This window comes from Sphingomonas rhamnosi (assembly GCF_036663615.1).
Lineage (GTDB): Bacteria > Pseudomonadota > Alphaproteobacteria > Sphingomonadales > Sphingomonadaceae > Sphingomonas.
In genome coordinates, this window is the sequence record NZ_JAXOJJ010000005.1 from 121,844 (window position 1) to 147,656 (window position 25,813).

Below are 25,813 nucleotides of genomic sequence, written 5' to 3' on the forward strand. Positions count from 1 at the left end.
CTCTGCTCCCGTTTCAGAAGTTCGCCCGGATGCCGCCATAGGCAGCCCGGCCCGGCGTCGCGAAGCTGAACACCTCCTCATACTGCTCGTTGGCGAGGTTCTCGATCCGCCCGAACACCGACAGGCGGTCGCTCAGCCGATAGTCGGCGTTGAGGTTGACCAGCACATATTCCTGCAGCGACACGCGTACCGGCAAATAGCTGGGATCGGTATAGGCGACGTCGTCCTGGCGCCCGTTGTACCGCACCGTCAGCGTGCCCGAGAACCGCTTGTCCGCGCTGAACACCGTCGTGTTGACGCTGGCGATATGCTTCGGCCGCCGCACCTCGACCGTGCCGTCCTCGCGCGCGTGCAGATAGGTATAGGCGAGATCGAAGCGCAGCTGGTCGATCGGCCGCGCCGAGGCGAACACCTCGACGCCGTGCTGGCGCGACAGCGTGTCGCGGTTGGCGGGCGTCGCGACATAGTCGGGCGCGGGATAGTCGGTATAGACTTCGTTCTCGAGCTTGCTGTCGAAATAGGTCGCGCCGATCGTCGCACGGCCGCCCGCAATCTCCTGATCGAGCCCGGCTTCCCACCCCTTGGACTTTTCGGGCTTCAGGTTCGGGTTGCCGATATAGCGGCCGTCGGAATAGCCGTAGAGCTCGAAATAGCCCGGGTTCTTGACGCCGGTACCGTACGCGCCGCGCGCGCGCAGGCCGAACGGCAGGCGGTATCCGGCCTGCAGCCGATAGGTGGTGGTGTCGTCGAACCGGTTGTTCTCGTCGCGCCGCACGGAGGCGCCGACGGTCAGCGCGTCGATCGTGCCTTCATATTGCCCGACGAACCCCCAATTCTCGGTCGAGCGGCGACCTTGGAACGCGAAATCGGACGGCGTGGTGTTGCGGAACTGCTCGCGTTCGAAATCGACCGCGCCGGTGATCCGGCTGACGAGGCGACCGGTGTCGAGCCGATAGCTGCTCTCGAACGACCCCTTGTAGCGCTGCCCCGTGTCGCCGAAGTCGAGCCCGGCATCGGTGTAGCTCTTGCGCGTCGTGTCCGCGAACTGCCCGGTCAGCGCGTTGGTCCAGTGGCCGTCGGCCAGCGTCAGGTCCGCGCGCACCAAACCGTAGAATGCGTCGTTGCGGTAATGCACCCCCGGGCTGTCGACGGTGTAGCCGAACAGCGGACCGTCGAGCGCGGTATTGTTGCTCAGCGCGTCGGTATAGCTGTAGCGGCCGACGCCGGTCAGCTTGAACATGGCGGACGGCGTCCAGCTCGCCTTGGCGCTGGCGCCGATGCTGGTCGACCCGACATCGCGCGTGCCGCCGCGCGCGGTCGGCGTCCCGTCGGCGCGGTACAGCGAACTCGACAGCGCGTAGTCGATCGTGTCGCTGGCGCCCGCCACGCGCGCGCTGCCCGATGCGGTGCCGAACGATCCGCCCTCGGCGCGCACGCTGCTGCCCGGCGCCTCGCGACCGGTCAGCGTGATGTACTGGATCACGCCGCCGATCGCGTCGGAGCCGTACAATGCGGACTGCTGTCCGCGCAGCACCTCGACCTTGGCGGCCTGGTCGGCGATCAGCGTGCCGAAATCGAATTCGCCCTGATAGGGGTCGGACGCCTCGATGCCGTCGATCAGCACGAGCACATGGTTGCTCTCGCTGCCGCGGATCCGGACCTGGGTCAGCCCGCCGACCCCGCCGACGCGGTTGACCGCGACACCGGGCACGTTGCGCAGCACGTCCGACAGGATCCGCGTCTGGCGCAGTTGCAGCGTTTCGTCGTCGATCACCGTGATCGACGCGGGCAGGTCGCGGATCTGCGTGCCGTCGCCCGATCGCGAGGCGGTGACGACGATCACATTGCCCTCCGCGTCGCGGGTCGGAAGCGTCGGATCGCTCTGCGCGAGCGCAGGCGTGGCGGCGGCGCCGAACACCATCGGTGCCAGCAGCGAAATGAAAACGGTCTTCATGAATAGTCCCCCCGCGTCGTCCGGACGATGCGACTGGGGCCATTCTCGCAAGCGCGAACACCGGGATCGACCCAGCCGAACGGACGCGAACGTCCGGCTGCACCGCCTCCCGCCTGCGGCCCCGGCCGCACTGCTCGTCGCTCGAACGGAAAACTATCCGTGCCCTGGCCATCCCCTGGACCACAGCATGAGCGACAGCGCCGGCAGGTCTCCTGGCTCACGGGTCGATGCTCGACAGGCGCCTTCCCAGGTCGGTGGACCCAGTGGCTGTCCGGTGTGATCACCGGACGTGCCCGTCTCGCTATCCGCTTACAGTTGCAGGGACAGCCGCGGCTTTGGACGGGAACCCCGTCCGCACCGCATTCCGCAATTAAGCCCCTTGCGGGGCACCGGCGCAATCATTCGGACCGCGGCCTGGGCCACGATCCGAGCGCCCGCAGTACGGCAAAGATGCTGCGTGGCCAATCCCGTTTCGCGCCGACGCTTGGAGGATGCGCTGGACCTTGGCCTTCCGCCGGAGCGTTCCCTTATTGCGGTGAGGCCGGGTACGCGCCCAGTTCGCTGCTGATCGCGCGCGCCGCCTCGGCGACGTGCGGCTGGATCTGCAGCATCGTCGCGTCGTCGAGATATTGCGCGGCGGCGGCGACGTTGATCGCGCCGATGATCTGCCCGGTCGCGTTGCGCACCGGCGCGCAGACCGAGTTGATGTGGTCGGGCGCCGACCCGATCTGGAGCAGCACGCCGGCCTCGCGCACCCGCGCCAGCTGGTCCTCCAACCCCGCCTGGCGGTAGCGCGGGTCTACCAGCTTGACGATCTTCGCCGCGGCGGCCGGCGCGTCGTCGGACATCAGCGTCTTGCCCAGCCCGGTTTCGGGCAGCAGCCGACGCGTCCCCGGCTGGGTCGTCACCGCGAGCCGCTCGGTGCCTGCCGCGCGCAGCAGATGGACCGAGTAATTGCCCTCGCGGCGCGCCAGGAACGCGCTGAGCCCGGTCTGTATCGCAAGCGCATCGAGGTGCGGTTTGGCGATGGTCACGATGTCGGTATAGGCCGCCGTCGAATGCCCCAGCTGCAGCAGCTTGCTGCCCCCGCGCAAACGCCCGTCGCTGGCCAAAGTCAGGTAATTGCGCGCGGTCAGCGCCGCCACCAGCCGATAGACCACGCCGCGGTTCATCCCCGACTGGCGGATCAGCTCCAGGATCGGCATCGGATCATGCGTGACGCGTTCGAGCAGGTCGAGCCCGCGTTCCAGAGTCTGCGCGCCCAGCACCGCCTTCGTCCCGCCGGTCTCGTCGGTGTCCGAAACCTGCTTGATGCTGTCACCGGTCATGCTGCTATCCTCATCATGCCGCACGGTGATGCGCGGTCGTTCGGCTTGGCGCGTATCGCGCTTTGCCCGACCGCAAAAGGGCTGTTTGCCAATCGACGAAACCGATGTGGTTGAAAGCCGGATACGCAATCGCGGCCGCCGGGTGTATGACGCCTGTTACCGCCGGCGAAAGGCCGGGGCAGAGAGGAGCTGAAGCATGGCAGACGGTATGAAGAGCGCGATCGATGACGGCACCGCCGCGGCCGAGGAGGTCGGCGACGCGATCCGCAACGGCGCAGCGAAGGCGCGCGAAGCCTTTTCCGAACGCATCGCCGACCCCGCCGCGCGTGCGGCCGAGGCGATGAAGGCGTCCGGCGAACAGGTCGCAAAGGGTGGTTCGGCGATCGGCATCACGATGATCGAACAGGCGGAAAAGAATGCGCGCGAGGCGTTCGCGGCGATGCGCGCCGCGGCGGAAGCGAAAGACCTGTCCGACGTCCTCAAGATCCAGGGCGACTATCTGCGTCAGCAGGGCGAGCGCAGCATGGCGCAGGCGCGTCAGATCAGCGAACTGATCATGCAGTTCGGCAAGGACGCAGTCGCGCCGCTGACGCGCGATCGGCCCTGACGCGCGTGCGTCCGGCGCACCGTTCGCGCTAGCCTAGTCGCGGGCGACGGATCGGTGTAGCCGGGGCCAACCGGGTCGAGGTCGCGCGCGATCTCGACCCGAAACCCCTAGCGCAGGAGCGACCGTCATTCCCCGCAAACCCAATTATGATTTCGAGCGCCGCGAGCGCGAAAAGACCAAGGCGGCCGAGTCCGCAAAGAAGGCGCTCGCCAAGGCCGACAAGCGCGCGGCGGAGCATGGCTCGCCCGATGCGGACCCGTCGGGCGAGCCCGAGGTCGGCTGATGCTGTGATGGAACCGTTCAGTCCCGATCTGGCCCAGCTCGGGTGGAGACCCTGGTTCAGCGAGCAGGTTTCGGCCGAGCAGGACCATGACTGCCTGCCCGTCCGCGTGATGTCGGTCCATCGCGGACGGGTGACCGTCTCGGGCGACGGCTTCACGGACTCGATCGCGTCGAGCCTCCCGGTGCCGGGCGGCGCGGAGGATCGCCCCACCGTCGGCGACTGGCTGCTGATCGACCGCGACAGCCGAAGCCTCGTGCGCATTCTCGATCGCAGCAGCCTGTTCAAAAGGCCTGCGCCCGGCGATGATCGCCGGACCCAGCTTCTCGCCGCGAACGTCGACACGCTGTTCGTCGTCACGTCCTGCGATCAGGATTTCAACGTAGCGCGCATCGAACGCTATCTGGTGCTCGCGCGCGAGGTCGGCGTTCGTCCGGTGCTCGTCCTGACGAAGGCCGACCTGACGCCCACGCCCGAACGCTTCGTCGACGCGGCGCGCGCGCTGCAGTCCGGGTTGCGCGTCGAACTCGTCGACGGTCGCGATCCGACGCTCGCCGCCCGGCTTGCCGGCTATTGCGGCGTCGGGGAGACCGTCGCGCTGGTCGGATCGTCCGGCGTCGGCAAGTCCACTTTGGTCAACACGCTGACCGGATCGGACAGCATCGCTACCCAGGCGGTCCGTGCCGATGACGGCAAGGGCCGTCACACGACCACCGTCCGCGAAATGCATCGCCTCGCGATCGGGGCGGGCAGGGGCGGCTGGCTCGTCGACACGCCCGGGATACGCGAGCTCCAGATGTCTGAAGTGGCGTCCGGCGTGACCGAGATATTCGACGACGTCACCGATGTGGCACGCGACTGCCGGTTCGCGAATTGCACGCATACCGACGAACCCGGATGCGCCATCCAGGCCGCCCTGGCGCGCGGCGACCTCGATCCCGCGCGCCTCCAGCGCTGGCGCAAGCTGGTCGAGGAGGATTCGGCGAACAGCCGCACGGCGGCGGTCCGCCGCTCGCGCCCCGGAAAGGCCGGAAGCCGGAGATGACGACCGCTGTCCTCGGCGGTGGATGAAACGCGCTAATTCGGGCTCAGCTACCGCTTGATACGCGGGGTCCCTATGAAGTCGCGCTTGCCGAGCTCCACGCCCTGCGCACGGAGGATCGCGTACGCGGTCGTCGCATGGAAGTAGAAATTGGGCTGCGAGAACGAGAGCAGGAAGTTCGCGCCCGTGAACGGCAGCGTCCGCTCTCCGAGCACGAAGCACGTATCGGCATCGGCGAGCTCTTCGACCGCGTTCCGATCGAGCGCCGAGAGTTCGGCGGCCGCGTGTTGCAGCATCCCCCGAAGCCCCGCGAAATCGGTCGGCCAGGCGCTCGAATCCGGTGAAAAGCGCCCGGTTGGCACGCTCTTGATCGCGCCGATCGAGTGCACCGTACAGGACTTCACCTGGTAGCCGAGCGGCTGCATGTCCGGCGCGAGGCGCGCGTCGATCAGCGCCTCCTGCGCCATGGCGCGCGCCTCGCAGAACGCTTCGGCCTTTTCCATGATCCGGTCCAGCGCGCCGAGGATCTGGAGATTGGAGGGGACCACGGCGTCGTAGAGGGAAATGGACATGTCGATGCTCCGTTTGCCGATGCGGTATGCCGGCTTACGACGCGCCCCGATAGCGTTTTCCGCCACGCTTCGCCGTTGCGAGCGAAGCGGGATCCGTTACCGCAGTCCCAGCGCGCGTTTGATGTCGCGCCACGCGACGAGCTTGAAGTTCTGGCCATGCGGCGCGTTCTGGCCGTCCTGCGCGACGAACAGGCCACCGGGATAGTTCGGCCCGAACGCGCCGATCGCGATGTCCACCCCGTCGGTTTCCTCGGTCGATCCGAACGCGCCCGCCGCGATGCGGAAGCGGCCGGCGAAGCGTTCGTCGCGCAGGCTGTAGACCGCGTACGCGTTGTCGCCCTGGCTCGACACGATCAGATAACCGCCGTCGCGTCCCTCGGCGGCCAGCGTCAGCCCCTCGGTGTCGGCGACGATCGCCTTGCCGTCGGCGTCGGCCATCTTGTGGCCGTCGGTGGGTCCCGCGGCGCGCGAGTCAAACCGCCAGACGCCGACGTCTTCCTCCGCGATGTACACGCGGTGCGTCCGCTCGTCGGCGACGCAGCCCTCGGACTGGGTCGCGAGCTTCAGCGTGCGCACCACCGTACCCGTTGGCGCAGCGCCCGTCAGCTGAATTGCGAGTTGCACGACGGTACCGTCCTTGAGGACATTGAACGCATAGAGCCTGCCCGCCTCGCGGTAGAGGCACGCGCCATAGGCTTCACCCACCCCGACCGGCAGCTTGCCCAGCGGGGTTAGCCGCGCGGTCTTGGGGTCGAGGCGATAAAGCGCCAGCATCGCCGCGGTCTTGTCGGCACGATCGCTCGCGGCGACGATGATCCCGGCGCCCCCCATGTCCTTCAGGTCGACGTTGTTGAGGCGGCCTTCGGCGACGAACGAGCGGTCGGTGCCGTCGAGTCCGTAGACGTGGAGCCCGGCGCGCTTGTCGGTCGCCACGATCAGGCTGGCGGCCGGGTCGCGCGGGTTGCGCCAGATCGCGGGGTCGTCCGCAGCGTCGGCGTTCAGCGTCCCGACCGCGGCCGTCTCGCCGCGCGCCACGACGCTGCCCGTGACGATCGGTGCAGTGCCGACCGACGCCGGATCGAGGGCCGCGCAGCCCGCGAGCAGGCCCGTCGCGAGCAAGGTGGTGCAAGCCCTACGCATCAGAAGTTCACCCGGATGCCGCCCGAGTAGCGGCGGCCGAACCGCTCCCACTCGATCGTCTGCGTATCGATCGACTCGGTCGGCGTGCCCGTTGCGGTCAGCAGGTTGGCCGGATCGGCATAGCGGCGACCGGGCTGGTTGAGCACGTTCTGCACGTCGAAATAGACCTCGAAATTCTTGGTGATCGCATAGCGTCCCGAGATGTCCATCTCGTCGTCGGCCGCCCAATAGGTGTCGCCGGCGTCGGTCAGGTCGTCGGCGACGCTGTCGAGCCAGGCGCTGCGGCGCTGATACTGGACGCGCAACGACACGCCGTATTTCTCGTAATAGCCGCCGATATTATAGACCACGTCCGACGTTCCCGGCAGCCGCATCTTGCGCGCGGGGATCGCGTTGATCGCGGGCTTGGTGATCTCGCTGTCGTTCAGCGTGAGGTTCGACGAGAGTCCGAGCCCGCCCATCCAGTCGGGCAGCCCCAGATTGGCCGTCCACGGGTCGAGCTGCAACTGCGCGGCAACTTCGGCACCGAACAGGCGGCCTTCACCACCGTTGGTAATGCCGGTGAACGTATAGCCCGAACGGTCGACACCGCTGGTGTCGAGCGCGGTCGAGTTGAAGGTCCGGGTCTGCGTGTACAGCACGTCCGTGATCTTTTTGTAGAACAACCCGGCCATCAGATACCCCTGTGGACGGACATACCATTCGAAATAGGCATCGACGCCGTACGCGCGCTCGGGCTTGACCGCGGGGTTGCCGCCGGAAATCGCCTGCGCACTGTCGTTGATGACCACGTTGGGACGGAGCTGATCGTAATCGGCGCGCGCCGCGCCCGAGTTGAACGACAGCCGCAGCTTCTTGCTGTCGTCGACGTCGAAATTGAGGTGCAGGCTGGGGAAGACCATCGTCTGCGATGAGCCGGCCTGCACCGGACCGGTGGTGGTGCCGACGGTGGCGATCGCCTTGCCGGTGTTCTTGATATGCTCGACGCGCACGCCGCCCAGGATCGAGCCCCAGTCATAGCGCACCGTGCCCATCGCAAAGCCCGCAAAGACCTGTTCGCGCACTTCGTAATTGTTGGCGGTGTTGGGCGTGAACGCGAAGTTCGCGCGCGCGGCCTTCGACACCGCCGCCATCTTGTCGGTATCGAAATACTGGAACGTGTACCCCATCGGCAGTGCGCCCTGGAACGCCTCGCTGCCGGTGAACTGGTTGAAGTTCGTCGGCAGACCGATGGTCGCGAACTGCGCGGCGGTGGTGAGCAGGATCTGCTGCTCGTCCGCGGTCTTGGTGCGCTGGTCGAACTGTCCGCCGACCTTGAACACCGCGTCGCCGCCCGCGAAGCCGGTCTCGCGCGCCAGCACGATCTTGCCGGTATAGGCCTTGGTGGTGTCGACCGCGTCGAGCACGGTGAACGACGACGCCGGCTTGGTGAAGGTGTCGATCGCGGTGACCGCGGTGCCCGCGGTATAGCGCGTGGGGCTCGCCAACTGCGTGGTCGTGAACAGCGCAAGGCTCGAGCGATTGGGGTCGGTGAAGTCGTAGCTGACTGTCGGGCGCAGCGTGCGCGTGCTCGGGCTGTCCCACGCGACTTCGCCGGTGACCGAGCGGTCATCCTTCGATTCCGTATAGTTCGCCGCCCAGTTCAGGGCCCAGCCGTCGGAGAGCTTATGGTCGCCGGCCAGCGTGTTGGTGAAGATCGACTGGCGGAACGCGCGCAGCGTCGAACGCTGGCGGATGTCGACGCCGTAGATGGTGCCCTTTTGCGGGGTGTTGCCAGTGCAGACGTCGGCGTAGCCGGTGGTGGTCGGCGCAGTGTTGACCGTGGTCGCGCACGCCGCCGTCCCGGCGACGAGGTCGGACTGGCGGTCGTCGAGGTCGAAACGATAGTTGTCGCGCGCCTCGTCGTCGGTGAAGATCGTGTAAATCGACCGCAGCGAGATCGTGTTGTCCGCATCGGGCTTGTAGTCGAGCCGGCCCGAGACCGACCAGTTCTTGCGGGTCAGGCGGTACAGCTTGTTCTCGGTCTCGGCGACCCAGAAGCGCGATCCGCTGCCGGGGCGCGTGTCCTGCGCGACGCGCTCGTAATCATTCTCGAAATTGTCGGTGATCATGTCGCGCTGATAGTAGCTGCCCGCGACGAGCACGCCGAGTTCGCCGCCGCCGACGTTGAACCGATCAGATGCGACCGCCGACGCCTCGACCTGCGTGCGGTTGCCCAGTTCGGCCAGGCCGCCGCCGACCTTGCCTGCGAAGTGCGCGCCCGGATAGTCGAACGCTGACCGCGTGATGATGTTGACGTTGCCCGCTACCGTTTCGCCGGGCATTTCGGGCGTTACCGCCTTGGAGACGATGATCTGCGACGCGATCGCCGACGGGATCGAATCGAAGCGCGCGTCGCGGCCTTCGGGGCTGACGATGTTGATGCCGTCGAACGACAGCGTCGTCCAATTCTTCGGCGCGCCGCGCAGGCTGATATAACGCGCCTGTCCCTGATCGCGCTCGACCGCGACGCCGGGCAGGCGGCCGGCGGCCTGCGCGATGTTCTGGTCGGGCAAGCGGCCGACCGAATCCGATGCGGCGACGCTGACCAGCGAATCCGACTTGCGCTGGATCGCCAGCGCCGAGGCTTCGGATTCGGCGATCGGGCGCGATCCGGTGACGACGATGTCGCTATCCACCACCGCTTGGTCAGCGGCTTCCGCACTGGGAGCGGGCGGTGTGGCGGACTGTCCGGCGGATTGGGCATAGACCTGGCTGCTCGCGAGCGCGCCGAGCGCGGCGCCCAGCGATGCCAAAACCTTGAACGAACGCACGGCGGCGCGCGGCCGTCCAAAATAAATGAGCATGTCGATTGTTCCCCGAAGCAAGCCCCCTGCTTGCCGAAGGTGTCGCTAGGCGCGGTTTGTGACGGTAGGATTGGATTTGTAAGACAGTTTGGTGAACGTCCCCGCTCAAAGCTCGGCGCATGGATGCAGGACTGCATACGCGTCGCTGGTTGCTTGCCGAGAAAACGCCCGAAGGTCAGGACGGTACGCGCTTTGCGGGGTAACACGGTACGGCGTCATGAAAGCCAAGCAAAGCTGACATAAACTCGTCATCGATCGATCATAGGTCGTCGACACAGGCGTCCGACGTGGTCAACGACCAGCCCGATGTTCTGGTCGACGACCGACAGCGCTATGTCGGCGATATCGACGACTATGATCGCGGCACGTTCTACAACCTCATGCTGCGCTGAACGGAGTGACACCGATGTACGAAGTCGATCGCCGCTATCTGCTCTCCGCGCTCGGTAGCCTGACCGCCGCCGGCCTGTTGCCGTGGCGCGCGAGCGCCGCCGAGATCCGCCCGCGCAACCTGATCGCCGATCCGCGCTTCCCCAACCCGCCGTTCACGCTGGGCGTAGCGTCGGGCGATCCGGATGCGGAAGGCTTCGTGATCTGGACGCGGCTCGCGCCGCTGCCGCTCGAACCCGATGGCGGCATGATGATGGCGCCGGTTCTGGTGGGGTGGGAAGTCGCGGGCGATCCCGATTTCCGCCAGGTGCTTCAGCGCGGCGAGGCGATCGCGCATCCTGAACTGGCGCATTCGGTCCATGTCGAACTGGCGGGTCTCGCGCCCGCGCGACCCTATTGGTACCGATTCTCGTGCGGCGGGGAGCGCAGCGCCACCGGGCGCGGCGCCACCCTTCCGCCGGCGGGCGCGCCGCTCGACCGTGTCCGCTTCGCCGTCGCCGGCTGCCAGCAATACGAACAGGGTTATTACACCGCGTGGCGCCACATCGCCGCCGAGCCGATCGACTTCGTGTTCCACTACGGCGATTACATCTACGAGGGCGGCGACCGTGGCGAGCCGCCGCGCGACGCCAAGACCAAGCCGCTGATCCGCCGTCATCTCGGTCATGAGATCTATTCGATCGGCGATTACCGCAAGCGCTACGCCCAGTACAAGACCGACCCCGACCTGCAGGCCGCGCACGCCGCCGCACCGTGGTTCGTCAGCTTCGACGACCACGAGGTCGACAACAACTGGGCGGGCGACACCGATCAGGACGATACCGCGCCCGCCGTGTTCCGCACCAGGCGCGCGATGGCGATGCAGGCCTATTACGAACATATGCCGCTGCGCCGCTCGTCGATGCCCGACGGATCGCACATGCAGATGTACCGCGGCGCGCGCTTCGGCGACCTGATGGACGCGTTCTTCCTCGATACCCGCCAGTACCGGTCCGATCAGGTCTATGGCGACCGCGACAGCGCGCAGGGCCCCGACGCCTTTGCCCAGAACCGCACGATCACCGGCGCGGCGCAGGAGGCGTGGCTGTTCAAGGGCCTCGACCGGTCCAGGGCACGCTGGAACCTCATCGCGCAGCAGGTTTGCCTGATGAACCTGGGCTATCACAAGGCGGGTCAGCCCGATCAGCTGTTCTCGATGGACCAATGGTCGGGCTATATGAACAGCCGCCGTCGCCTGCTCAGCCATATCGACGCGCGCTGCCCCGGCAACGTAATGACGGTCAGCGGCGACGCGCACCGTCATTATGCAGGCGACCTGATCCAGGATCACGGCACCGGCAAGATCGTGTCGAGCGAATATCTCGCGACCTCGATCAGCTCGGGCGCGGACGGGGTCGGCGAGGACGACGATTACACGCGGTCGTCGCGTGCGGAAAATCCCCATCTCAAGGCGCTGGTCGATCGACGCGGCTACGTGTTGTGCGACGTCGGTCGCGATCTGTGGCGTGGCGATCTCAAGATCCTCGACACCGTCGCGACCCGCGGCGGCGTCTTGTCGACCCACGCCAGCTTCACGTCCGAGCGCGGCAAGCCCGGGCTACACCCCTCCTGAACGCGCCGTGATCGGGCAGGCGGCGGCCGCGCGGCGCGAGCGCCGTTCGGCACGTCTGCGGTATAGGCGTTGTCGGCGCCCGATCTGCCGGGCATGGTCGCCACCGTCGCCCAGAAGGAGTTTCGATCATGCTTCGACCGATCATCGCGTTGGCCTGTATCGCGGTTGTGGGGAGTGCGGGCGCCGCCCAGTCCGTGCGCCCATCGAAGGACATCGTCGCCGCGGTGGCGTCCACCGCTCGGACCCCCGCCAATCGCGCGCGCGACGTCTATCGGCATCCGGCGGAGACGTTGGCCTTCTTCGGCGTGAAGCCGACCCAGACCGTGGTCGAGTTCATTCCCGGCGGCGGGTGGTACACCGAGATTCTGGCACCGATGATGAAGGCGAACGGTCACTACGTCGCCGCCGTGCCGACCGCGCAGGCCGATCGCGTTCGAACCAGCTTGGCGGGCAAGGCCGCGCAATATGGCGCCACGCAGGTCCAGACCATCGATTTCAACACGGGCGCGTCGACGATGCCCGCGGCGAGCGCCGACGTGGTACTGACGTTCCGCAACGTCCATAACCTGTTGATGCAGGACGATCCGGCCGTGGCCGGCCGCGTGTTCAAGGCGTTTCATGATATGCTGAAGCCGGGTGGCGTGCTCGGCGTGGTCGATCACAGACTGCCCGAGAATATGGACAGCGCGCGCGAAAAATCGAGCGGTTATATTAAGCGGTCGACGATCGTCCGGCTGGCGCAGGCTGCCGGCTTCCGGCTCGTCGGCGAATCGCAGATCAACGCGAACCCCAAGGACACGCACGATCATCCGGAGGGCGTTTGGACGCTGCCGCCGACCTACCAGTTGAAGGATGTTGACCGCGCGCAATATGCACGGATCGGCGAGAGCGATCGCCTGACGCTCAAGTTCGTCAGGGTGCGGTGAGGGGGGATTGCGACCCCCACGCTGGTCGTCCTTCGACATCCATGAATGGTGCCGGCTACAGGAGTCGAACCCGTGACCCCCTGATTACAAATCAGGTGCTCTACCAACTGAGCTAAGCCGGCGCGGGGCGGTTGGTGACCGATGGCACGCCGAATGTCCAGCCCTCGGTGCGTGCGATGGGGGGGGTTAGGCCGGGGGGTTGCCATAAATTCGGGTGTAAAGCGTTGGCGCGGAGCCAGGCGGCGGTCAGGATCGCGTCGGTGGCGTGGTCGTCGTAGCGCGCGAGGGCGACGTGCGGCTGCGCGCCGAGCGTGACCAGCGCCGAATCGAGCGCGGCGGGGTCGCGCATCTTGCTGAGGCCGGCGCGGAGCCCGCCTGCGCGCGCGGCGATGGTGGTATAGATCTCGACGATCACGGCGCCGGCGCCGGGGACGGGGTCGAACGGCCATATCGGGATCCGGCCGCCGAGCCGGTGCAGCACGCGCATGCCCGTCAGGCTCGCCTTCCCGACCTGCGCGGCGCCGACCAGATTGAAGCCGCTGGTGGGCGACAGCCCCATCGCGCGCTGGCCGTGTTCGCACACGCGCATCCGACCCGCGCCGCCCGGGAACAGATCGCCGCAATCGCGCTGCTGGCGGAAATGCCGGCGGATATCCGGATCGGCGAGGACGCCGTCGGCGGCGAAATCCGCATCGTCCGCGGCGAGCGTATCGACCAGGGCCCACAACCCACGCGCGTCCGCCGGGCTGTTCGCCCACCCCGGAAAATACGCACCCGCATCGAGGAAGGGGAACCCCGCCGAGAGGTCGAGCCCGACGAGCAGGGCGTCGTCGGCCTGATCGACCAGCCAGTCGTGGATGCCGGTGCGCGACCAGGCGCGGCCCGGCGGCGCGATCAGTCGGGGCGCCGCGTCGCCGGTGGCGCAGACCGCCAGCGCGATCCCCTTGTGCGACGCGCCCTTGGCACCCGACCAGTCGATCGCGGCGAAGCGGGTAAACCGGTCAGGGGCGATCGCCATAGCCTTTGCGGAGAGTCGCGGGGGCCTGATCCCACCAGGCGCGCGCGATCACGACCCGCACGCGGTGTGGATCCGAACTGCCGTAGCGCACCAGCAGCCCCGGCCAGCTCGCATAATGCGGCGTCTGCCAGAAGGTCGCAGGATCGGTCTCGATCAGCACCGCCTTTTCCGCGTGCGGGCTGCGGACGTGAAAGCTGCCATCCTCGTGCCCCGCGCTGACGAACATCTTGCCGCGGACCTTGATCGCCGGCTGGCCATACGAAGTCGACGCCTCGGTGTCCGGCAGCGACAGGGCAAAGGCGGCGACCGAATCCCAGTCGTTCACAGGCGTGCTCCGGCGGTCAAAGCGCGAGGCGGTCCTTCCGCATCGTCAGCGTCGCGACGAGACCCGTCGACTGCCAGTCATAGTGCAACGCACCGGCCAGGCGCTGCGTCACGCTGCGTTCGACCATCCTGCTGCCGAAACCCGTCAATGCCGGCGCCGCCTCTATCGCCGGACCGCCGGTCTCCGCCCAGGTCAGGACCACGCAGGTGTCGTCCACCTCGGTCGTGACGTTGAGCACGCCTTCCTTGCACGACAGTGCGCCGTGCTTGACCGAATTGGTCGCCATTTCGTGGATCACCATCGCGAGCGTCGTCGCGGCCTCTTCCCCGACGCCCATTCGCGCCACCGCGACCCGGATCCGCCCCGAGAACGCGTCCTGATCGTCATAGGGGGACAAGAGGATGGAAAACAGGTCGCCCAGCAGCACCGACCGCCCCTGGGTGCCGGGCAAAGGCCTGACCAGGTCATGCGCCCGCCCCAACGCAGTAAGCCGGCCAGTGATGCCATCCAGCATCTCGCGCGTGGTCGCGGCGGAGCGGTAGGTCATATTCGTCAGACCGAGTGCCAGCGACAGCAGGTTCTTGACCCGGTGGCTCATCTCGCCGGCCATCAGCTCATTGCCTTCCTCGGCCTGCTTTCGCCCGGTGACGTCCAGGAAGACACCGAACATGGTGTCGTCGCGAATGCCCGAGTCCGCGCCTTGCCCCCGCGCCGAAACCCACCGGACGACGTCGCTGACCATGATCCGGAAATCGATTTCGAACGATCCCTTGACGGATCGCGTCGCCTCGAACGCGGCGCGGACCCGGTCGCGGTCGGCCGGGTGGATATGCGCGGACAATTGTTCGAACCCCACCGCAGCCGCCCACGGCAGGCCCCATAGGTCGAATGCCTGTTCGTCCATCGTGAAATGGTTGGTCTCGACGTTCCACGACCACAGAGCGACACAGGCTGCCTCGACGGCGAGGCGAAGATGTTCCGGCTGCCAAACTTGTGACGCAGGCCCCTGACCCGACATGCAAACCCTTCTGGCCTTCACGGCCGACCCCGAACTTCGCGCCAGAGTTACCGCATAAGTTCGAATTTACAACGTTTGACCGCCCGGCGGTCCGGCGTCGGCCACCGAACCCCTCCGCTCGGCTGCGAATATTTGCCGACCTAGCGTTCGGAAGACCGGCGCGCCGCCCAGAACTTCAGTCGCTTCTTGATGTCGCGTTCAAAGCCCCTCTCATTGGGGACATACAAGGGATCGGGATGGGTTTGCGCGATCTCGTCGGGATAGAATTCCTGGCCTGAAAAGGCGTCGGGCTGATCATGGTCGTATTGATAGCCCGCATGGTAGCCCAGATCCTTCATCAACGCCGTGGGCGCGTTCAGGATGTGCTTGGGAGGGGGAAGCGAACCCGTCTTCCGCGCCAGCGCGGTGGCGCGATCGAACGCGACATGGGACGCGTTCGATTTGGGTGCGGTGGCGACGTAGCTGATCGCCTGCGCAAGGAACAAGCGCCCTTCGGGAAGGCCGACCCGTTCGAACGCCTGCCATGCGGTGACGACCTGGACCATGGCGTTGGGATCGGCCATCCCCACGTCCTCGGACGCCGCGCAGGCCAGACGGCGGAAGATCACCGCGGGGTCTTCCCCGCCGGCCAGCATCCTGGCGGCCCAATACATCGCGGCGTCGACATCGCTGCCGCGCAAGCTTTTGTGAAAGCAGCTGAGCAGGTTGAAATGTTCTTCCTGGCCCTTGTCGTACAGCGGCGCGCGACGCTGGATCAGCGCCGCAAGCGCGGTCCGGTCGATTTCGACATCCTGCTCATGCGAGAGGATCTCTTCGCACATCCCCAGAAGATAGCGTGCATCGCCGTCCGCCATCGCGACCAGGGCCTCGCGCGCATCCGGCGTCAAGGGTAGCGGCCGCGACGCATAGGTCTCGGCGCGGGCGATCACCTTCATCAGATCCGCGGGCGACAGGCGGCTCAAGGTGTAGACCTTGACCCGTGACAACAGCGCGGAAACGACGCTGAAGCTGGGGTTTTCCGTCGTCGCGCCGATCAGGACGATGGTGCCGTCTTCGACCGCGGGCAGCAGCGCGTCCTGCACCGGCCTGGAAAACCGGTGCAGCTCGTCGATGAACGCGACGGTCGGCGGTCCGCCGGATCCCCTCAGCGCGCTGGCCGTCGCGATCGCCTTGCGCAGGTCGGCGATACCGGTCGACACCGCCGAAAGCTGGATGAAATTGAATCCGACCTCGTCCGCCATCAACCGGGCGATCGTCGTCTTGCCGACGCCTGGTGGACCCCAGAGCAGGAAAGACGCCATCCGCTTCCCGTCGATCATGCGACGCAACGGCGCGTTCGGGCCGAGAAGCTGCTCCTGGCCGATCACCTCGGACAAATGTTGCGGACGCAAGACTTCCGCCAGCGGGCGCGGCGCGTTCTTGTCAAAAAGTGTGTCGACCATGAGCGGGATATACGCATTCTCGCCGGAACGGGGAGGGGGCCCACCGTCGCGAGGCCTCAGCCACGGGCGCCAGACACGGCTGAGATATATCTTCACTGCATCTTGACTCGAACGCTTTAAGATATATCTTCAGGATATCGTGATACACAAAAGGACTGCACATGTTTGACAAACACACCCGCGGATGCGGCCCCCGGGGCGGCCATTTCGAGCGCGGCCCGTTTTCGATGAGCTGGGAAATCCGCGGCGGCGAACGCCATGGCGGCCGGCACGAGCACGGTCGCGGTTTCGGCGGCGATTTCGGCGCCGGTTTCGGCCGCGGTTTCGGTGGCGGCTTTGGCGGCGGGGGTTTTGGCGGCGGCGGCGGTCGCAGCCGACGGATGTTCGACGGCGGCGAGCTGAAGCTCGTGTTGCTGAAGCTGATCGCCGACACCCCGCGCCACGGCTATGACCTGATCCGCGAGATCGAGGCGATGACCGGCGGCGCCTATGCGCCGAGCCCGGGCGTCGTCTATCCCACGCTGACCCTGCTCGACGAGATGAACCTGATTGCCGAGCAACAGTCCGAAGGCGCCAAGAAGCGTTTCGCGGCGACCGATGAGGGGCAGGCCATGCTCGCCGAGCAGCAGGAGACCGTCGAGGCGCTGTTCGCACGGCTTGCGGCGCTCAATGCCGAGTCCGAGCGCACCGACAGCGCGTCGATCCGCCGCGCGGTGGGGAATCTGCGTCATGTGCTGCAGCATCGCATGGCGCGCGGCGACGTCAGCGAAGAGACGCTGCATCAGGTCACGGCATTGATCGACGAGGTCGCGCAGAAGATCGAGCGCCTGAAATGAGCGTCTCGGTCGCGCACGTGCCGACGCAGTCGGCCAGCAAATACCTCCAGCAGCTCGCCAAGCATTGGAGCCACAAGATGGAGGTCAACTTCACCCCCGAGGAAGGCCGCATCGCCTTCCCGGGCGGCGCCGTCCTCGACCTGCGCGCGCACGGCGAGACGCTCGACGTCGCGCTGACCGTGCCCGAGGACGGCGACGTGGCGCGGATGCGCGACGTGGTGTCGAGCCATCTCGACCGCTTCGCCTTCCGTGAGGCGCCGTTGACGTTCGACTGGACCGAAGCCTGATGCACCCTCGCTGCCCGATCTGCGGCAACGCCGACTGGCTCGACCGCGCCTGGCCCGAATGCAGCCATTGCCGGCTGATCGTGCGGGACTTTTCGGACCTTTTTGGGGTGGCAGGCGAGGTGAGGACCCGGCTCGCATCGGGCACTGTCGACCTCGCGGGCGATCCGCCCGAGGGGTGGCGGCTCGACGGCGCCGGGCTCCGCAACGCGGCGTGGCGCTTTGGCCATGCCGTGTCGCCGGGGCTCGTCCCCGACGGGCGGCCTGCGGTGGCGACGACGGCGCTTGCCGCCAGCGTTCCGCATGATGTCGGCCTCGCGGTGATGGCGCGGCCGGCGGATGTCGACGACGTCGTCGATCTCGCCACCACGCTCCGCGGCCCGTTCGCGCGGATCACGATCCTGATCGATGGCACGCCCGACGACCTCGCGCCGATCGTCGCGCGGGTGCCGTGGGTGTCGGGCCATGCGCATCCGCTCGAGGGCGATTTCGCGGCGCAGCGCAACCGGCTGCAGGATCTGGCGGGAACGCGCTGGGTGCTGCAGCTCGACGCCGACGAACGACCCGATGCGGCGTTGCTCGCGGCACTCGGGTGGCTGGTGGAGGGGGCCGATCGCGACGGACTGCGCGCGCTCGGCCTGCCGCGGCGGAACATCGTCGATGGTGCGCAGTCGGCGCTCTATCCTGACATCCAGTACCGGCTGACGCGCGGCGATATCCGGTTCGAGGGCCGCGTGCACGAACGCCCGGTCGTTCCTTTCCCCCAAAGCTCGCTCGCGCTGGCCGGCACGATCCTCCACCGGCTCGACGGCGAGCGGGTCCGCGCGCGGACGCGGATCTACGAGGGCATGTCGGCCGGAGCGGGGCGCCCCGAGGACGAGACGCGGCTGCTCGAACCCTTCGATCCGATCGCGGTGCGATAGGCGGCCACGGTCTGCGTCGCGAGCGTCTCGCGCGTGAACTGCCCCGATGCGGCGCGGCTGGTCGCGGCCAGCGCGGCGCGCGCGGCCGGATCCTGGATCAGCCGGCGCAACGGCTCGGCCAGATCGGGCCCGCTGCACGTCGCCGCCAGCAACCCCGCGCCGCTACCGCCGACGAACAGCCGCGCGCTCGGGTCCTCGGCACAGGCGACGATCGGCCGCCCGAACATCATTGCCTCCTGATAGACGATCCCGAAACTCTCGTAGCGCGATGGCGCGACGACGAGGTGCGTGGCGGCGAGCAGGTCGTGGAGTCGCGGCTCGTCGACGCGGTGATAGCAGCGCGCAAGCACGCGGGCTGCGGGCGGCAGATGCGCGACCGCGTCGTCCGTGACCCCAATGATCGTCAGGCGGAAGGGATCGAGCGTGCCCGCCTCGGCGTCTTCAGCCAGGATCGCCAGCGCGCCCAGCAGCGCGTCGAAGCCCTTGCGATGCTCGTCGCGTCCGACGAACAGCAGCTCGACCGGGGTACCGGTGGGATAGGTCGCCGCCTGTCCTCGCGCGGTAATCTCCGGGGGCAGGCTGAGGCCGATCACCGCATGGCGCGGCCCTTCGCGCGGCACGCGGTACAGCGCGGCGATCTTCTCGGCATGCAGCGCGGTGTTCGAGATCAGCATCCCGGCGCGCGCCGACCAACGTTCGAGCAGGATGGCCACGCCGCGGTCGAGCCGGTCGCGCAGTGACGTGACGGTCGCGGCCGAGGTCGCCGCCGGGGTCGAGTTGCGCGTGACGAGCGGGGCGGGGCCGAGCAGCGCGATCGCGAGCCCGGGCGCGTACCAGTTGGTCGCCTCGATCACATCGAATGGCCGCCGCGCATGCTCGGCGCGCACCGCGCGGAGGAACGCGAGCGGGCCGACGGCGTGGCCGATCCCGGCCAGCTTGCGCAGTCGTGCGGGACCCGAGTGCTCGCCCACGCCGCAGCCGATCACCTCGACCGCGCCGTCGTTTGTCCGGTCCCGCCGGTCCATCGTGAACACGCGCACGTCGTGTCCCGCCTGCGCCAGCGCCTGCGCGATCTCGCGCGCCGCGCGCGACAGGCCGCTTTTCTCGGGCGGGTAGGCCCAGGTGAGCAAACCGATCGTCAGCGGCGGTCCGGATTCGCGATGATCTACATCAATAGCTTGGTTTTTCATGTCATTTGAGGGAACCCCGACTGTCCCGCGGCGGTTCCGTTCGTGAATTTCCCATGAACGGAGGCTGCGTGTTCGTCCTGCATATCGCGTTGCAGGGCTGCCTGCGTGCCACGGACGTGGAATATGGGCTGACCGCGGATACCGGTGGCCATATCCGCTATCTGCTCGACCTCGTCACCGCCAGCCGCCGCAATCCGGCGATCGACCGGATCGAGATCGTCACGCGCGCCTTCCATCACGTCGCCTATGCCGAATGCTATGCCGAACCGGTCGAGACGATCGACGGCACGACGCGGATCATCCGCCTCGCGACCGCGTCCGCGGACTATCTGGTCAAGGAAGCGCTGTGGACCGAGCATGACAGCCTGATCGAGGCGCTGGTCGCGCATATCGACGCGCTCGATCGCCGGCCGGACGTGCTCCACGCGCATTATGCCGATGCGGGTCTGGTCGCGGCACGCGTGTCGAAGCGGACCGGCATCCCCTATGTCTTCACCGCGCATTCGCTCGGTCGCGTGAAGCGCGCGGCGTTCGACGGTGATTGTCCTGAGACCGACGGGCTCGACCGGCGGATCGCGATCGAGGAGGAGGCGATCGCCAACGCCGCCGCGATCATCGCCTCGTCGCGCGACGAGGCCGAGGTGCAATATGCCGGCTATGACGCGTACGATCCGGGGCGCATCCGCGTCTTCGCGCCCGGCAGCGACCTGAAGCAGTTCGCGGACAGCGCGCGCGACCCGCGGGTCGAGGCGACGATCGACCGCTTCCTCGACGATCCGACCAAGCCCGTCATCCTCGCCATCGCGCGGCCGGTGACGAAGAAGAACCTGGCGGCTTTGGTGCATGCCTACGGCCAGTCGCCGGCGCTGCAGGCCAAGGCGAACCTCGTCCTTCTCGCCGGCACGCGCGACGACCTGACCACGCTCGAACCGGAAATCCGCGACAATCTGGCCGAGCTGCTGCAGCTGATCGACCGGTATGATCTCTACGGGAAGGTCGCCTACCCGAAGAGCCACCGCCCCGACGACGTCGCCGCGATCTATGCCCACGCGCGCGCGCATCGCGGGATATTCGCCAACCCCGCGCTCAACGAACCGTTCGGGCTGACGCTGCTCGAAGCGGCGGCCAGCGGGCTTCCGGTGGTGGCGACCGACAGCGGTGGGCCCAACGACATTGTCGAGACGTGCGGCAACGGCATCCTCGTCGACCCGCGCTCGCCCGATGCGATCACGCAGGCGCTCGACGCGATCCTCTCGGATCCCGCGTTGTGGGATCGCTATGCCGCGGCCGGGTCGGTCGCGATCAAGGCTTATGACTGGGATCGCCACGTCGCGCTCTATGCTGAGCTGCTCGCGGAGGTTGTCGGCGGCGTTGCGCCAGCGACCGCGAAGCCCGACCTGTTGCTCGTCTCCGACATCGACGGCACGCTGCTCGGCTGTGCGAAATCGGTCGGCGATTTCGCGACCTGGCGCGGCGCGCAGACCGACGTCGCGTTCGCGATCGCGACCGGGCGCAGCTTCCACAGCGCGCTGACGGTGTTGGGTCAGCATGACGCGCCGCGACCCGAAATCCTGATCACCTCGGTCGGCTCGGAAATCTATTATCGCGCGTATCGCGGCGCGGTGTACGATCGCGACGCCGAATGGGAGGCGATCATCGCAGCGGGCTGGGATCGTGATGCGGTCGCCGCGTTGATCGCCGATCAAGCCCGGCTGATGCCGCAAGCCGCGCTCGAACAGCGACGCTTCAAGCTCAGCTATTTCGCCGGCGGCGACCGTCAGGCAGGCGAGCGCGTGCGCGCATTGCTCGCAGCGCACGGGCATAGCTGTTCGATCATCCAGAGCCACGGTCGCTACCTCGACGTGCTGCCGCATGCGGCGTCGAAGGGCACCGCGGTCGAGCATGTCCGCCGCCGCCTCGGCCTGACGCCGCGCCAGGTGATCGTCGCAGGCGACAGCGGCAACGATATCGAGATGCTGCGATCTGCGCGCCACGCGATCATCGTGGGCAATTATTCGGACGATCTCGGCACGCGCGCCGACCTCGCGCACGGCTACGTCGCGGTCGGACACCATGCGCGCGGTGTGCTGGAGGGCGTGGTGCATTTCCGCGGGACAAGCGCCAAGGCGTCGTGACGGTCAGTGTCCTGACGATCGTGCGCGGGCGACGCGATCATCTCGTCAACCTGATCGCCGGCCTGAATGCCGCGACGCAGGCGCCGGACGAGCTGGTCATCGCCTATATGCAGGACGAACCGCACGCCGACCTGCCGGCAACGCCGTTCCCGGTGCGGACCGTCATGGTCCCGGGCGATCCGATGCCGCTCGCCGCAGCTCGCAATCGTGCCGCCGAAGCGGCCTCGGGCGAAACGTTTGTGTTCCTCGACGTCGACTGCATCCCGTCGCCGACCTTGATCGCGCGCTATGCGGACACGGCGGGGCAGGGGGTTCGGCTGGGCGAGGTGTTCTATCTGCCCGCCGGTGCGACCTCCGGGGGTATCGACGCCCCGCACCTAGATGCGATCGGCGTACGCCACCCCGCCAAGCCCGCCATCGCACCCGACGAAATCCGCCCGACGCCGAACCATGGCGAGCTTTGGGGCCTGTCGTTCGCGCTGTCGGCGGCGGACTGGCGGCGCGCAGACGGGATGGATGAGCGCTATGTCGGTTACGGCGCGGAGGAGACCGACTTCGCCGCACGGCTCGAACGCGCAGGCGTTCCGATGGTCTGGGTCGGCGGCGCGCGCGCCTACCATCAACATCATGCGGTGCATGTGCCGCCCTATCAGCATTTCGACGCGATCCTGCGCAACGCGACCTTGTTCCGCGCGACCTGGGGCCGCTGGTGCATGGACTATTGGCTCGGTCAGTTCGTCGAGCGCAGGATGATCCGGATCGACGCAGACACGATCACCGTGCTGCGGCATCCGGACGCGGGCGAGATCGCCGCGTCGCGGATGCCCGACACCATTCTATTCAGCTGACCACAGCGACGTCGCCAGATCGTCCAGATACGCCGCCGCCACGCTGGCCGCATCGGCATCGTACAGGTCGGCGAGCGCCGCGGGATCGAGCGCCTTGGCCGCATCGAGTATCCCACGCCAAGGCGCCAGCGCACCCGGCCATGCCGGCAACGCCACCGCCGCGCCGAGTTCTGCCAACCGCTCGGCCTTGCGCGTCTGTTCGCCGAAATAGCGCCATTCGGGCGCACATACATAGGGTCGGCCGACACGGGCGATCTCGTGCACCGTATTGTCGCCCGCCGAGGCGATGACCACGTCCGCCGCGGCGATATGGTCGGTGACGCCGGGCACCCAGCCGAGCTCGACCAGATTGCCGAAATCGGTCTCGTGCCCCTCACGATGCACCGGCCCCAGCACCAGCCACAGTGCGTCGGGCACCGCGCGCGCCGCCATCGTCAGCGGGGCATAGGGCGTCCCCGCGCCGCCGCCGCCGGTCAGCACGACGACGATCTCCTTGTCGGGATCGAGCCCCAGCTTCGCCCGCGCTTCCGCGCGCGTCGGCACCGCGTCGACGGTCGTGCAGAGCCCGCCCGCGTAACACGTCTTCGCGCGCACCCAGTCGGGCGTGTCGTCCTGTTCCAGAGCCTCCTCGAACGGCGCCAGCAATCCAACGCTCGCCTGGTATGCACCAAGATGGCCGGGATCGAGCCTATCGCCATGCATCCTGATACTGATCGCCGGCACGCTCGCGATCCGCGCGAGCAACGCGATCTCGGCGGAGACGTCGACGACGAACAGCGCCGGATCGACGTCGTCGAGATGGTCGATGATCGTCCGCATCGTCGCGCGCGTCCGCGCGACGCCCAAGGGCACGCAGTGCATCACCTCCGGGGTCGGCTGCGCGAACAGCCCCGGAGTCGGCACCGGGGCCCCGATCATGTCGGGCAGTTGGACGATCGTGATCTCGCCATCGAACCCGTCGAACAGCGACGGCTTGGCGGTCAGGATCGTGACCGGACGACCGGCGGGCAGCTCGCGGATGATCGCCATTGCCCGATTCGCATGCCCGCGGCCTTGATGGTGGATGAAGAAGGTGATCGGTTTCTGGCGGTCGTCCAAGGTCATGCGCTCCAGGTCCGTTGGCAGTACGGACGGTTTCGCCACCTACTCCGTCACTCCGAACTTGTTCCTATCGAATCCTTCAGACACCACTACCCCGGCGAAGGCCGGGGCCCAGTTGGGGGACTCCCGTGACGACGGATCGTCTTCCGTTACTAGGGTCTTCCCAACTGGGCCCCGGCCTCCGCCGGGGTGACGTTAAGCCAAGGTCAGCGGTCGATCCGATCCCCATACCGCGCGCTCAACCCGAACGCGGCTTCGATCTCGGGATCCAGCCAACCTTCGATATGCGCCGCGTCCGCCGCCGTCAGATCGGCGTATCGCGTCGGGCGATAGGGTTCGTGCCCTTGCCCCTTGTAGCTGGTAATCGCGGCGAACGTCTCCGGCGCTGCGATCCCCGCCGCCTCGGCCAACGCCTGCATGAATCCCGCCGGATCGCGCGCGAACGAATCATACCCGATCAGCGCGACATTGTGCGCGCGGTCCGTCAGCGCGGCCCAGTGCCGCAGCTTGGCGGTGCGCTTGGCGATGCAGTTGGCGAATCGCTCGCCGGTTTCGGGATCGCGCTCGTGCAGCATCTCCGTGCCCAGCATCGGATGCCCGGGTTCGATATGCCCGAAATGCTCGTCCCAATAGCTGTGCCAAGCGCTGCGGATGAACGCGTCGAACGGTTGGGCCTTCAATTCGGGGTGCGCGTGCCAGGGCTGGCGATGCAGGCTGCGCACCCAGTCGAACGCGTCGCGCGCCACGACGACGACCAGCGTATCCTTCTCGAACACGCTCTGCCGCGGCACGAACCAGTGTTTGAACCCGAACGCCTCGGTGATCGTCACCGACGGCAGATTCGCCTCGATCGTCCGCGTCACCAGATTGGTCCCACTGCACCGCGATCCGTAGACCTGCACGCGCGTGATCGGCACGTCACCGCGTTTGACGATGCGAAGGCCGGGCCGCGGCACGGTCCAGGCGGCAGAAGCAGATTGGGTCACGACGGTGGCGCTAATGAGGGCGCCGCGGCTTCGCAACCATCTGCATCAGCACGTCGCATTGTCGGCGCGGCGCTGCGCGGTCGGTGCTAGGGCCGGTTCCGAGGTGTTGCCGTGGGTTTTCCACGTGCACCCTCGGCGCTCCGCCCGAGGCATCTCGGTGTCACACGGGCGGGCGGGGCGCCTTACCACCTTGCTCTGGTGCGGAATTGCCGCCGATCGCCCGATTTCGACGCGTCTCGCGCTTGGCGTGCGCGCCGCACCGCGATACACCTCGGACCATCAACAAGTGTATTGCATGACTAAAACAGTTGTGCGACAGGATGGCCCCATGACTACGATCCTAGATTCCGTCGCTGCAGACAGCACCAGCTTCGAGGCGATGCGCCATGCGATGGTCGCGAGCCAGTTGCGCCCCAACGCGGTCAGCGACCAGCGCGTCGTCGCGGCGATGGCCCGCGTGCCCCGCGAGGCGTTCCTGCCCGCAGACGTCCGCGCGCTCGCGTACCGCGACTCCGCGATCCCGCTGGGGGGCGGGCGCAGCGCGAACCTGCCGATCGCGACCGGGCGTCTGCTGACCGAGGCGTATCTGACCGCCACCGACCGCGTGCTGCTGATCGGCGCGGCGAGCGGTTACACGGCGGCGGTGCTGGCCGGGATCGTCGCGCACGTCGTCGCGGTCGAGAGCAACGCCGCGCTCGCCGCGATGGCGCGCGACGCGCTCGCCGGCATGGACAACGTCGAGCTGGTCGAGGGACCGCTGGACGAGGGCCATGCCGCCGGCGCGCCCTATGACGTGCTGTTCGTCGACGGCGCGCTGGAGCAGATGCCCGACGCATTGGTGTCGCAGGTCCGGCCCGGTGGCCGGGTCGTCGCCGGCATCGTCGAGCGGGGCGTCGTCCGGCTGGCTGCAGGCCGGCGGACCGAGGGCGGGTTCGGGCTGACTCCGTTCGTCGATACCGACTGCGTCATCCTGCCGGGCTTCGAACGCCCGTCACCGTTCCGGTTCTGAT

At 67.5% G+C, this 25,813-nt stretch carries 22 protein-coding genes, 1 tRNA gene and 1 riboswitch; of the genes, 10 read left to right on the plus strand and 13 right to left on the minus strand.

Annotated elements, in window-relative coordinates; translation table 11 throughout:
• Nucleotides 1–13: 13 nt before the first annotated feature.
• Nucleotides 14–1,954, minus strand: a complete 1,941-nt coding sequence (locus tag U1701_RS12135; RefSeq protein WP_332782826.1) for a TonB-dependent receptor plug domain-containing protein — start codon at nucleotides 1,952–1,954, stop codon at nucleotides 14–16.
• Nucleotides 1,955–2,139: 185 nt separating this feature from the next.
• Nucleotides 2,140–2,363: riboswitch (cobalamin riboswitch) on the minus strand.
• A 118-nt stretch (nucleotides 2,364–2,481) separates the two neighbouring features.
• Nucleotides 2,482–3,282 carry an IclR family transcriptional regulator gene (locus U1701_RS12140; RefSeq protein WP_332782827.1) on the minus strand — a complete coding sequence of 267 codons (801 nt, stop codon included), beginning with the start codon at nucleotides 3,280–3,282 and terminating at the stop codon, nucleotides 2,482–2,484.
• Between the two features lie 196 nt (nucleotides 3,283–3,478).
• On the opposite strand from U1701_RS12140, the gene U1701_RS12145 reads away from it, so the two are divergent.
• Nucleotides 3,479–3,889: a phasin family protein gene (locus tag U1701_RS12145; protein WP_332782828.1), complete on the plus strand. Its 411-nt coding sequence runs from the start codon at nucleotides 3,479–3,481 to the stop codon at nucleotides 3,887–3,889.
• Between the two features lie 290 nt (nucleotides 3,890–4,179).
• Complete coding sequence (gene rsgA, locus U1701_RS12150; RefSeq protein WP_332782829.1) at nucleotides 4,180–5,214, plus strand: ribosome small subunit-dependent GTPase A; 1,035 nt, start codon at nucleotides 4,180–4,182, stop codon at nucleotides 5,212–5,214.
• Between the two features lie 47 nt (nucleotides 5,215–5,261).
• On the opposite strand, the gene U1701_RS12155 is transcribed toward rsgA, so the two are convergent.
• From U1701_RS12155 to U1701_RS12165, 3 genes are read right to left on the minus strand one after another with little or no spacing between them, the layout of a single operon-like run.
• Nucleotides 5,262–5,849, minus strand: coding sequence for a DUF1993 domain-containing protein (locus U1701_RS12155; protein WP_332782830.1), 588 nt, complete (start codon nucleotides 5,847–5,849; stop codon nucleotides 5,262–5,264).
• Between the two features lie 30 nt (nucleotides 5,850–5,879).
• Entirely contained in the window at nucleotides 5,880–6,923 is a 1,044-nt protein-coding gene (locus tag U1701_RS12160; RefSeq protein WP_332782831.1) for a phytase, read from the minus strand.
• Nucleotides 6,923–9,769 carry a TonB-dependent receptor gene (locus U1701_RS12165; protein WP_332782832.1) on the minus strand — a complete coding sequence of 949 codons (2,847 nt, stop codon included), beginning with the start codon at nucleotides 9,767–9,769 and terminating at the stop codon, nucleotides 6,923–6,925. The genes U1701_RS12160 and U1701_RS12165 overlap by 1 nt, the downstream gene beginning before the upstream one ends.
• 406 nt (nucleotides 9,770–10,175) lie before the next feature.
• Between U1701_RS12165 and U1701_RS12170 the strand changes: the two genes are divergently transcribed.
• Nucleotides 10,176–11,771 carry an alkaline phosphatase D family protein gene (locus U1701_RS12170; RefSeq protein WP_332782833.1) on the plus strand — a complete coding sequence of 532 codons (1,596 nt, stop codon included), beginning with the start codon at nucleotides 10,176–10,178 and terminating at the stop codon, nucleotides 11,769–11,771.
• 128 nt (nucleotides 11,772–11,899) lie between these two features.
• Nucleotides 11,900–12,697: a class I SAM-dependent methyltransferase gene (locus tag U1701_RS12175; RefSeq protein ID WP_332782834.1), complete on the plus strand. Its 798-nt coding sequence runs from the start codon at nucleotides 11,900–11,902 to the stop codon at nucleotides 12,695–12,697.
• 46 nt (nucleotides 12,698–12,743) lie between these two features.
• Here U1701_RS12175 and U1701_RS12180 read toward each other — a convergent pair.
• The 5 genes from U1701_RS12180 to U1701_RS12200 all read right to left on the minus strand — a co-directional run bounded on the left by U1701_RS12180 (nucleotide 12,744) and on the right by U1701_RS12200 (nucleotide 16,500).
• Nucleotides 12,744–12,819 (minus strand) — tRNA-Thr (locus U1701_RS12180).
• Entirely contained in the window at nucleotides 12,810–13,715 is a 906-nt protein-coding gene (locus tag U1701_RS12185) for a hypothetical protein (protein ID WP_332782835.1), read from the minus strand. Before U1701_RS12185 ends, U1701_RS12180 begins: the two co-directional genes overlap by 10 nt.
• Complete coding sequence (locus tag U1701_RS12190; protein WP_332782836.1) at nucleotides 13,699–14,040, minus strand: MmcQ/YjbR family DNA-binding protein; 342 nt, start codon at nucleotides 14,038–14,040, stop codon at nucleotides 13,699–13,701. The genes U1701_RS12185 and U1701_RS12190 overlap by 17 nt, the downstream gene beginning before the upstream one ends.
• Before the next feature lie 16 nt (nucleotides 14,041–14,056).
• Nucleotides 14,057–14,944, minus strand: a complete 888-nt coding sequence (locus U1701_RS12195; protein WP_332782837.1) for a sensor histidine kinase — start codon at nucleotides 14,942–14,944, stop codon at nucleotides 14,057–14,059.
• 254 nt (nucleotides 14,945–15,198) lie between these two features.
• Nucleotides 15,199–16,500: a replication-associated recombination protein A gene (locus U1701_RS12200; RefSeq protein WP_332782838.1), complete on the minus strand. Its 1,302-nt coding sequence runs from the start codon at nucleotides 16,498–16,500 to the stop codon at nucleotides 15,199–15,201.
• A 161-nt stretch (nucleotides 16,501–16,661) separates the two neighbouring features.
• On the opposite strand from U1701_RS12200, the gene U1701_RS12205 reads away from it, so the two are divergent.
• Genes U1701_RS12205 through U1701_RS12215 form a run of 3 tightly spaced genes read left to right on the plus strand, consistent with a single transcriptional unit; the run spans nucleotide 16,662 to nucleotide 18,543 of the window.
• On the plus strand, nucleotides 16,662–17,336 hold the full coding sequence (locus tag U1701_RS12205) for a PadR family transcriptional regulator (protein ID WP_443026046.1): 675 nt from the start codon (nucleotides 16,662–16,664) through the stop codon (nucleotides 17,334–17,336).
• Nucleotides 17,333–17,623, plus strand: coding sequence for a DUF2218 domain-containing protein (locus U1701_RS12210; RefSeq protein ID WP_332782839.1), 291 nt, complete (start codon nucleotides 17,333–17,335; stop codon nucleotides 17,621–17,623). Before U1701_RS12205 ends, U1701_RS12210 begins: the two co-directional genes overlap by 4 nt.
• Nucleotides 17,623–18,543: a glycosyltransferase family protein gene (locus U1701_RS12215; RefSeq protein WP_332782840.1), complete on the plus strand. Its 921-nt coding sequence runs from the start codon at nucleotides 17,623–17,625 to the stop codon at nucleotides 18,541–18,543. Before U1701_RS12210 ends, U1701_RS12215 begins: the two co-directional genes overlap by 1 nt.
• On the opposite strand, the gene U1701_RS12220 is transcribed toward U1701_RS12215, so the two are convergent.
• Nucleotides 18,459–19,733: a glycosyltransferase family 4 protein gene (locus tag U1701_RS12220; RefSeq protein WP_332782841.1), complete on the minus strand. Its 1,275-nt coding sequence runs from the start codon at nucleotides 19,731–19,733 to the stop codon at nucleotides 18,459–18,461. The two genes, U1701_RS12215 and U1701_RS12220, sit on opposite strands and share 85 nt — an antisense overlap.
• Before the next feature lie 68 nt (nucleotides 19,734–19,801).
• Between U1701_RS12220 and U1701_RS12225 the strand changes: the two genes are divergently transcribed.
• Both U1701_RS12225 and U1701_RS12230 read left to right on the plus strand, forming a co-directional pair.
• Nucleotides 19,802–21,868: an HAD-IIB family hydrolase gene (locus U1701_RS12225; RefSeq protein WP_332782842.1), complete on the plus strand. Its 2,067-nt coding sequence runs from the start codon at nucleotides 19,802–19,804 to the stop codon at nucleotides 21,866–21,868.
• A complete protein-coding gene (locus U1701_RS12230; protein WP_332782843.1) occupies nucleotides 21,865–22,716 on the plus strand; it encodes a glycosyltransferase family 2 protein in 852 nt (283 codons plus the stop codon). Before U1701_RS12225 ends, U1701_RS12230 begins: the two co-directional genes overlap by 4 nt.
• Here U1701_RS12230 and U1701_RS12235 read toward each other — a convergent pair.
• Together U1701_RS12235 and U1701_RS12240 are read right to left on the minus strand one after the other, a co-directional pair.
• Nucleotides 22,705–23,820, minus strand: coding sequence for a glycosyltransferase (locus U1701_RS12235; RefSeq protein ID WP_332782844.1), 1,116 nt, complete (start codon nucleotides 23,818–23,820; stop codon nucleotides 22,705–22,707). The two genes, U1701_RS12230 and U1701_RS12235, sit on opposite strands and share 12 nt — an antisense overlap.
• A 203-nt stretch (nucleotides 23,821–24,023) precedes the next feature.
• On the minus strand, nucleotides 24,024–24,803 hold the full coding sequence (locus U1701_RS12240; protein WP_332782845.1) for a hypothetical protein: 780 nt from the start codon (nucleotides 24,801–24,803) through the stop codon (nucleotides 24,024–24,026).
• Between the two features lie 328 nt (nucleotides 24,804–25,131).
• Between U1701_RS12240 and U1701_RS12245 the strand changes: the two genes are divergently transcribed.
• Complete coding sequence (locus U1701_RS12245; protein ID WP_332782846.1) at nucleotides 25,132–25,812, plus strand: protein-L-isoaspartate O-methyltransferase family protein; 681 nt, start codon at nucleotides 25,132–25,134, stop codon at nucleotides 25,810–25,812.
• Nucleotide 25,813 lies beyond the last annotated feature (1 nt).

What these genes read in the sequence shown, in the direction of transcription:
- U1701_RS12135 (WP_332782826.1), bottom strand. Translation starts at nt 1,954, where the DNA reads ATGAAGACCGTTTTCATTTCGCTGCTGGCACCGATGGTGTTCGGCGCC.
- U1701_RS12140 (WP_332782827.1), bottom strand. Translation starts at nt 3,282, where the DNA reads ATGACCGGTGACAGCATCAAGCAGGTTTCGGACACCGACGAGACCGGC.
- U1701_RS12145 (WP_332782828.1), top strand. Translation starts at nt 3,479, where the DNA reads ATGGCAGACGGTATGAAGAGCGCGATCGATGACGGCACCGCCGCGGCC.
- rsgA (WP_332782829.1), top strand. Translation starts at nt 4,180, where the DNA reads ATGGAACCGTTCAGTCCCGATCTGGCCCAGCTCGGGTGGAGACCCTGG.
- U1701_RS12160 (WP_332782831.1), bottom strand. Translation starts at nt 6,923, where the DNA reads ATGCGTAGGGCTTGCACCACCTTGCTCGCGACGGGCCTGCTCGCGGGC.
- U1701_RS12165 (WP_332782832.1), bottom strand. Translation starts at nt 9,769, where the DNA reads ATGCTCATTTATTTTGGACGGCCGCGCGCCGCCGTGCGTTCGTTCAAG.
- U1701_RS12170 (WP_332782833.1), top strand. Translation starts at nt 10,176, where the DNA reads ATGTACGAAGTCGATCGCCGCTATCTGCTCTCCGCGCTCGGTAGCCTG.
- U1701_RS12175 (WP_332782834.1), top strand. Translation starts at nt 11,900, where the DNA reads ATGCTTCGACCGATCATCGCGTTGGCCTGTATCGCGGTTGTGGGGAGT.
- U1701_RS12185 (WP_332782835.1), bottom strand. Translation starts at nt 13,715, where the DNA reads ATGGCGATCGCCCCTGACCGGTTTACCCGCTTCGCCGCGATCGACTGG.
- U1701_RS12195 (WP_332782837.1), bottom strand. Translation starts at nt 14,944, where the DNA reads ATGGACGAACAGGCATTCGACCTATGGGGCCTGCCGTGGGCGGCTGCG.
- U1701_RS12200 (WP_332782838.1), bottom strand. Translation starts at nt 16,500, where the DNA reads ATGGTCGACACACTTTTTGACAAGAACGCGCCGCGCCCGCTGGCGGAA.
- U1701_RS12205 (WP_443026046.1), top strand. Translation starts at nt 16,662, where the DNA reads ATGTTTGACAAACACACCCGCGGATGCGGCCCCCGGGGCGGCCATTTC.
- U1701_RS12210 (WP_332782839.1), top strand. Translation starts at nt 17,333, where the DNA reads ATGAGCGTCTCGGTCGCGCACGTGCCGACGCAGTCGGCCAGCAAATAC.
- U1701_RS12215 (WP_332782840.1), top strand. Translation starts at nt 17,623, where the DNA reads ATGCACCCTCGCTGCCCGATCTGCGGCAACGCCGACTGGCTCGACCGC.
- U1701_RS12220 (WP_332782841.1), bottom strand. Translation starts at nt 19,733, where the DNA reads ATGAAAAACCAAGCTATTGATGTAGATCATCGCGAATCCGGACCGCCG.
- U1701_RS12235 (WP_332782844.1), bottom strand. Translation starts at nt 23,820, where the DNA reads ATGACCTTGGACGACCGCCAGAAACCGATCACCTTCTTCATCCACCAT.
- U1701_RS12245 (WP_332782846.1), top strand. Translation starts at nt 25,132, where the DNA reads ATGACTACGATCCTAGATTCCGTCGCTGCAGACAGCACCAGCTTCGAG.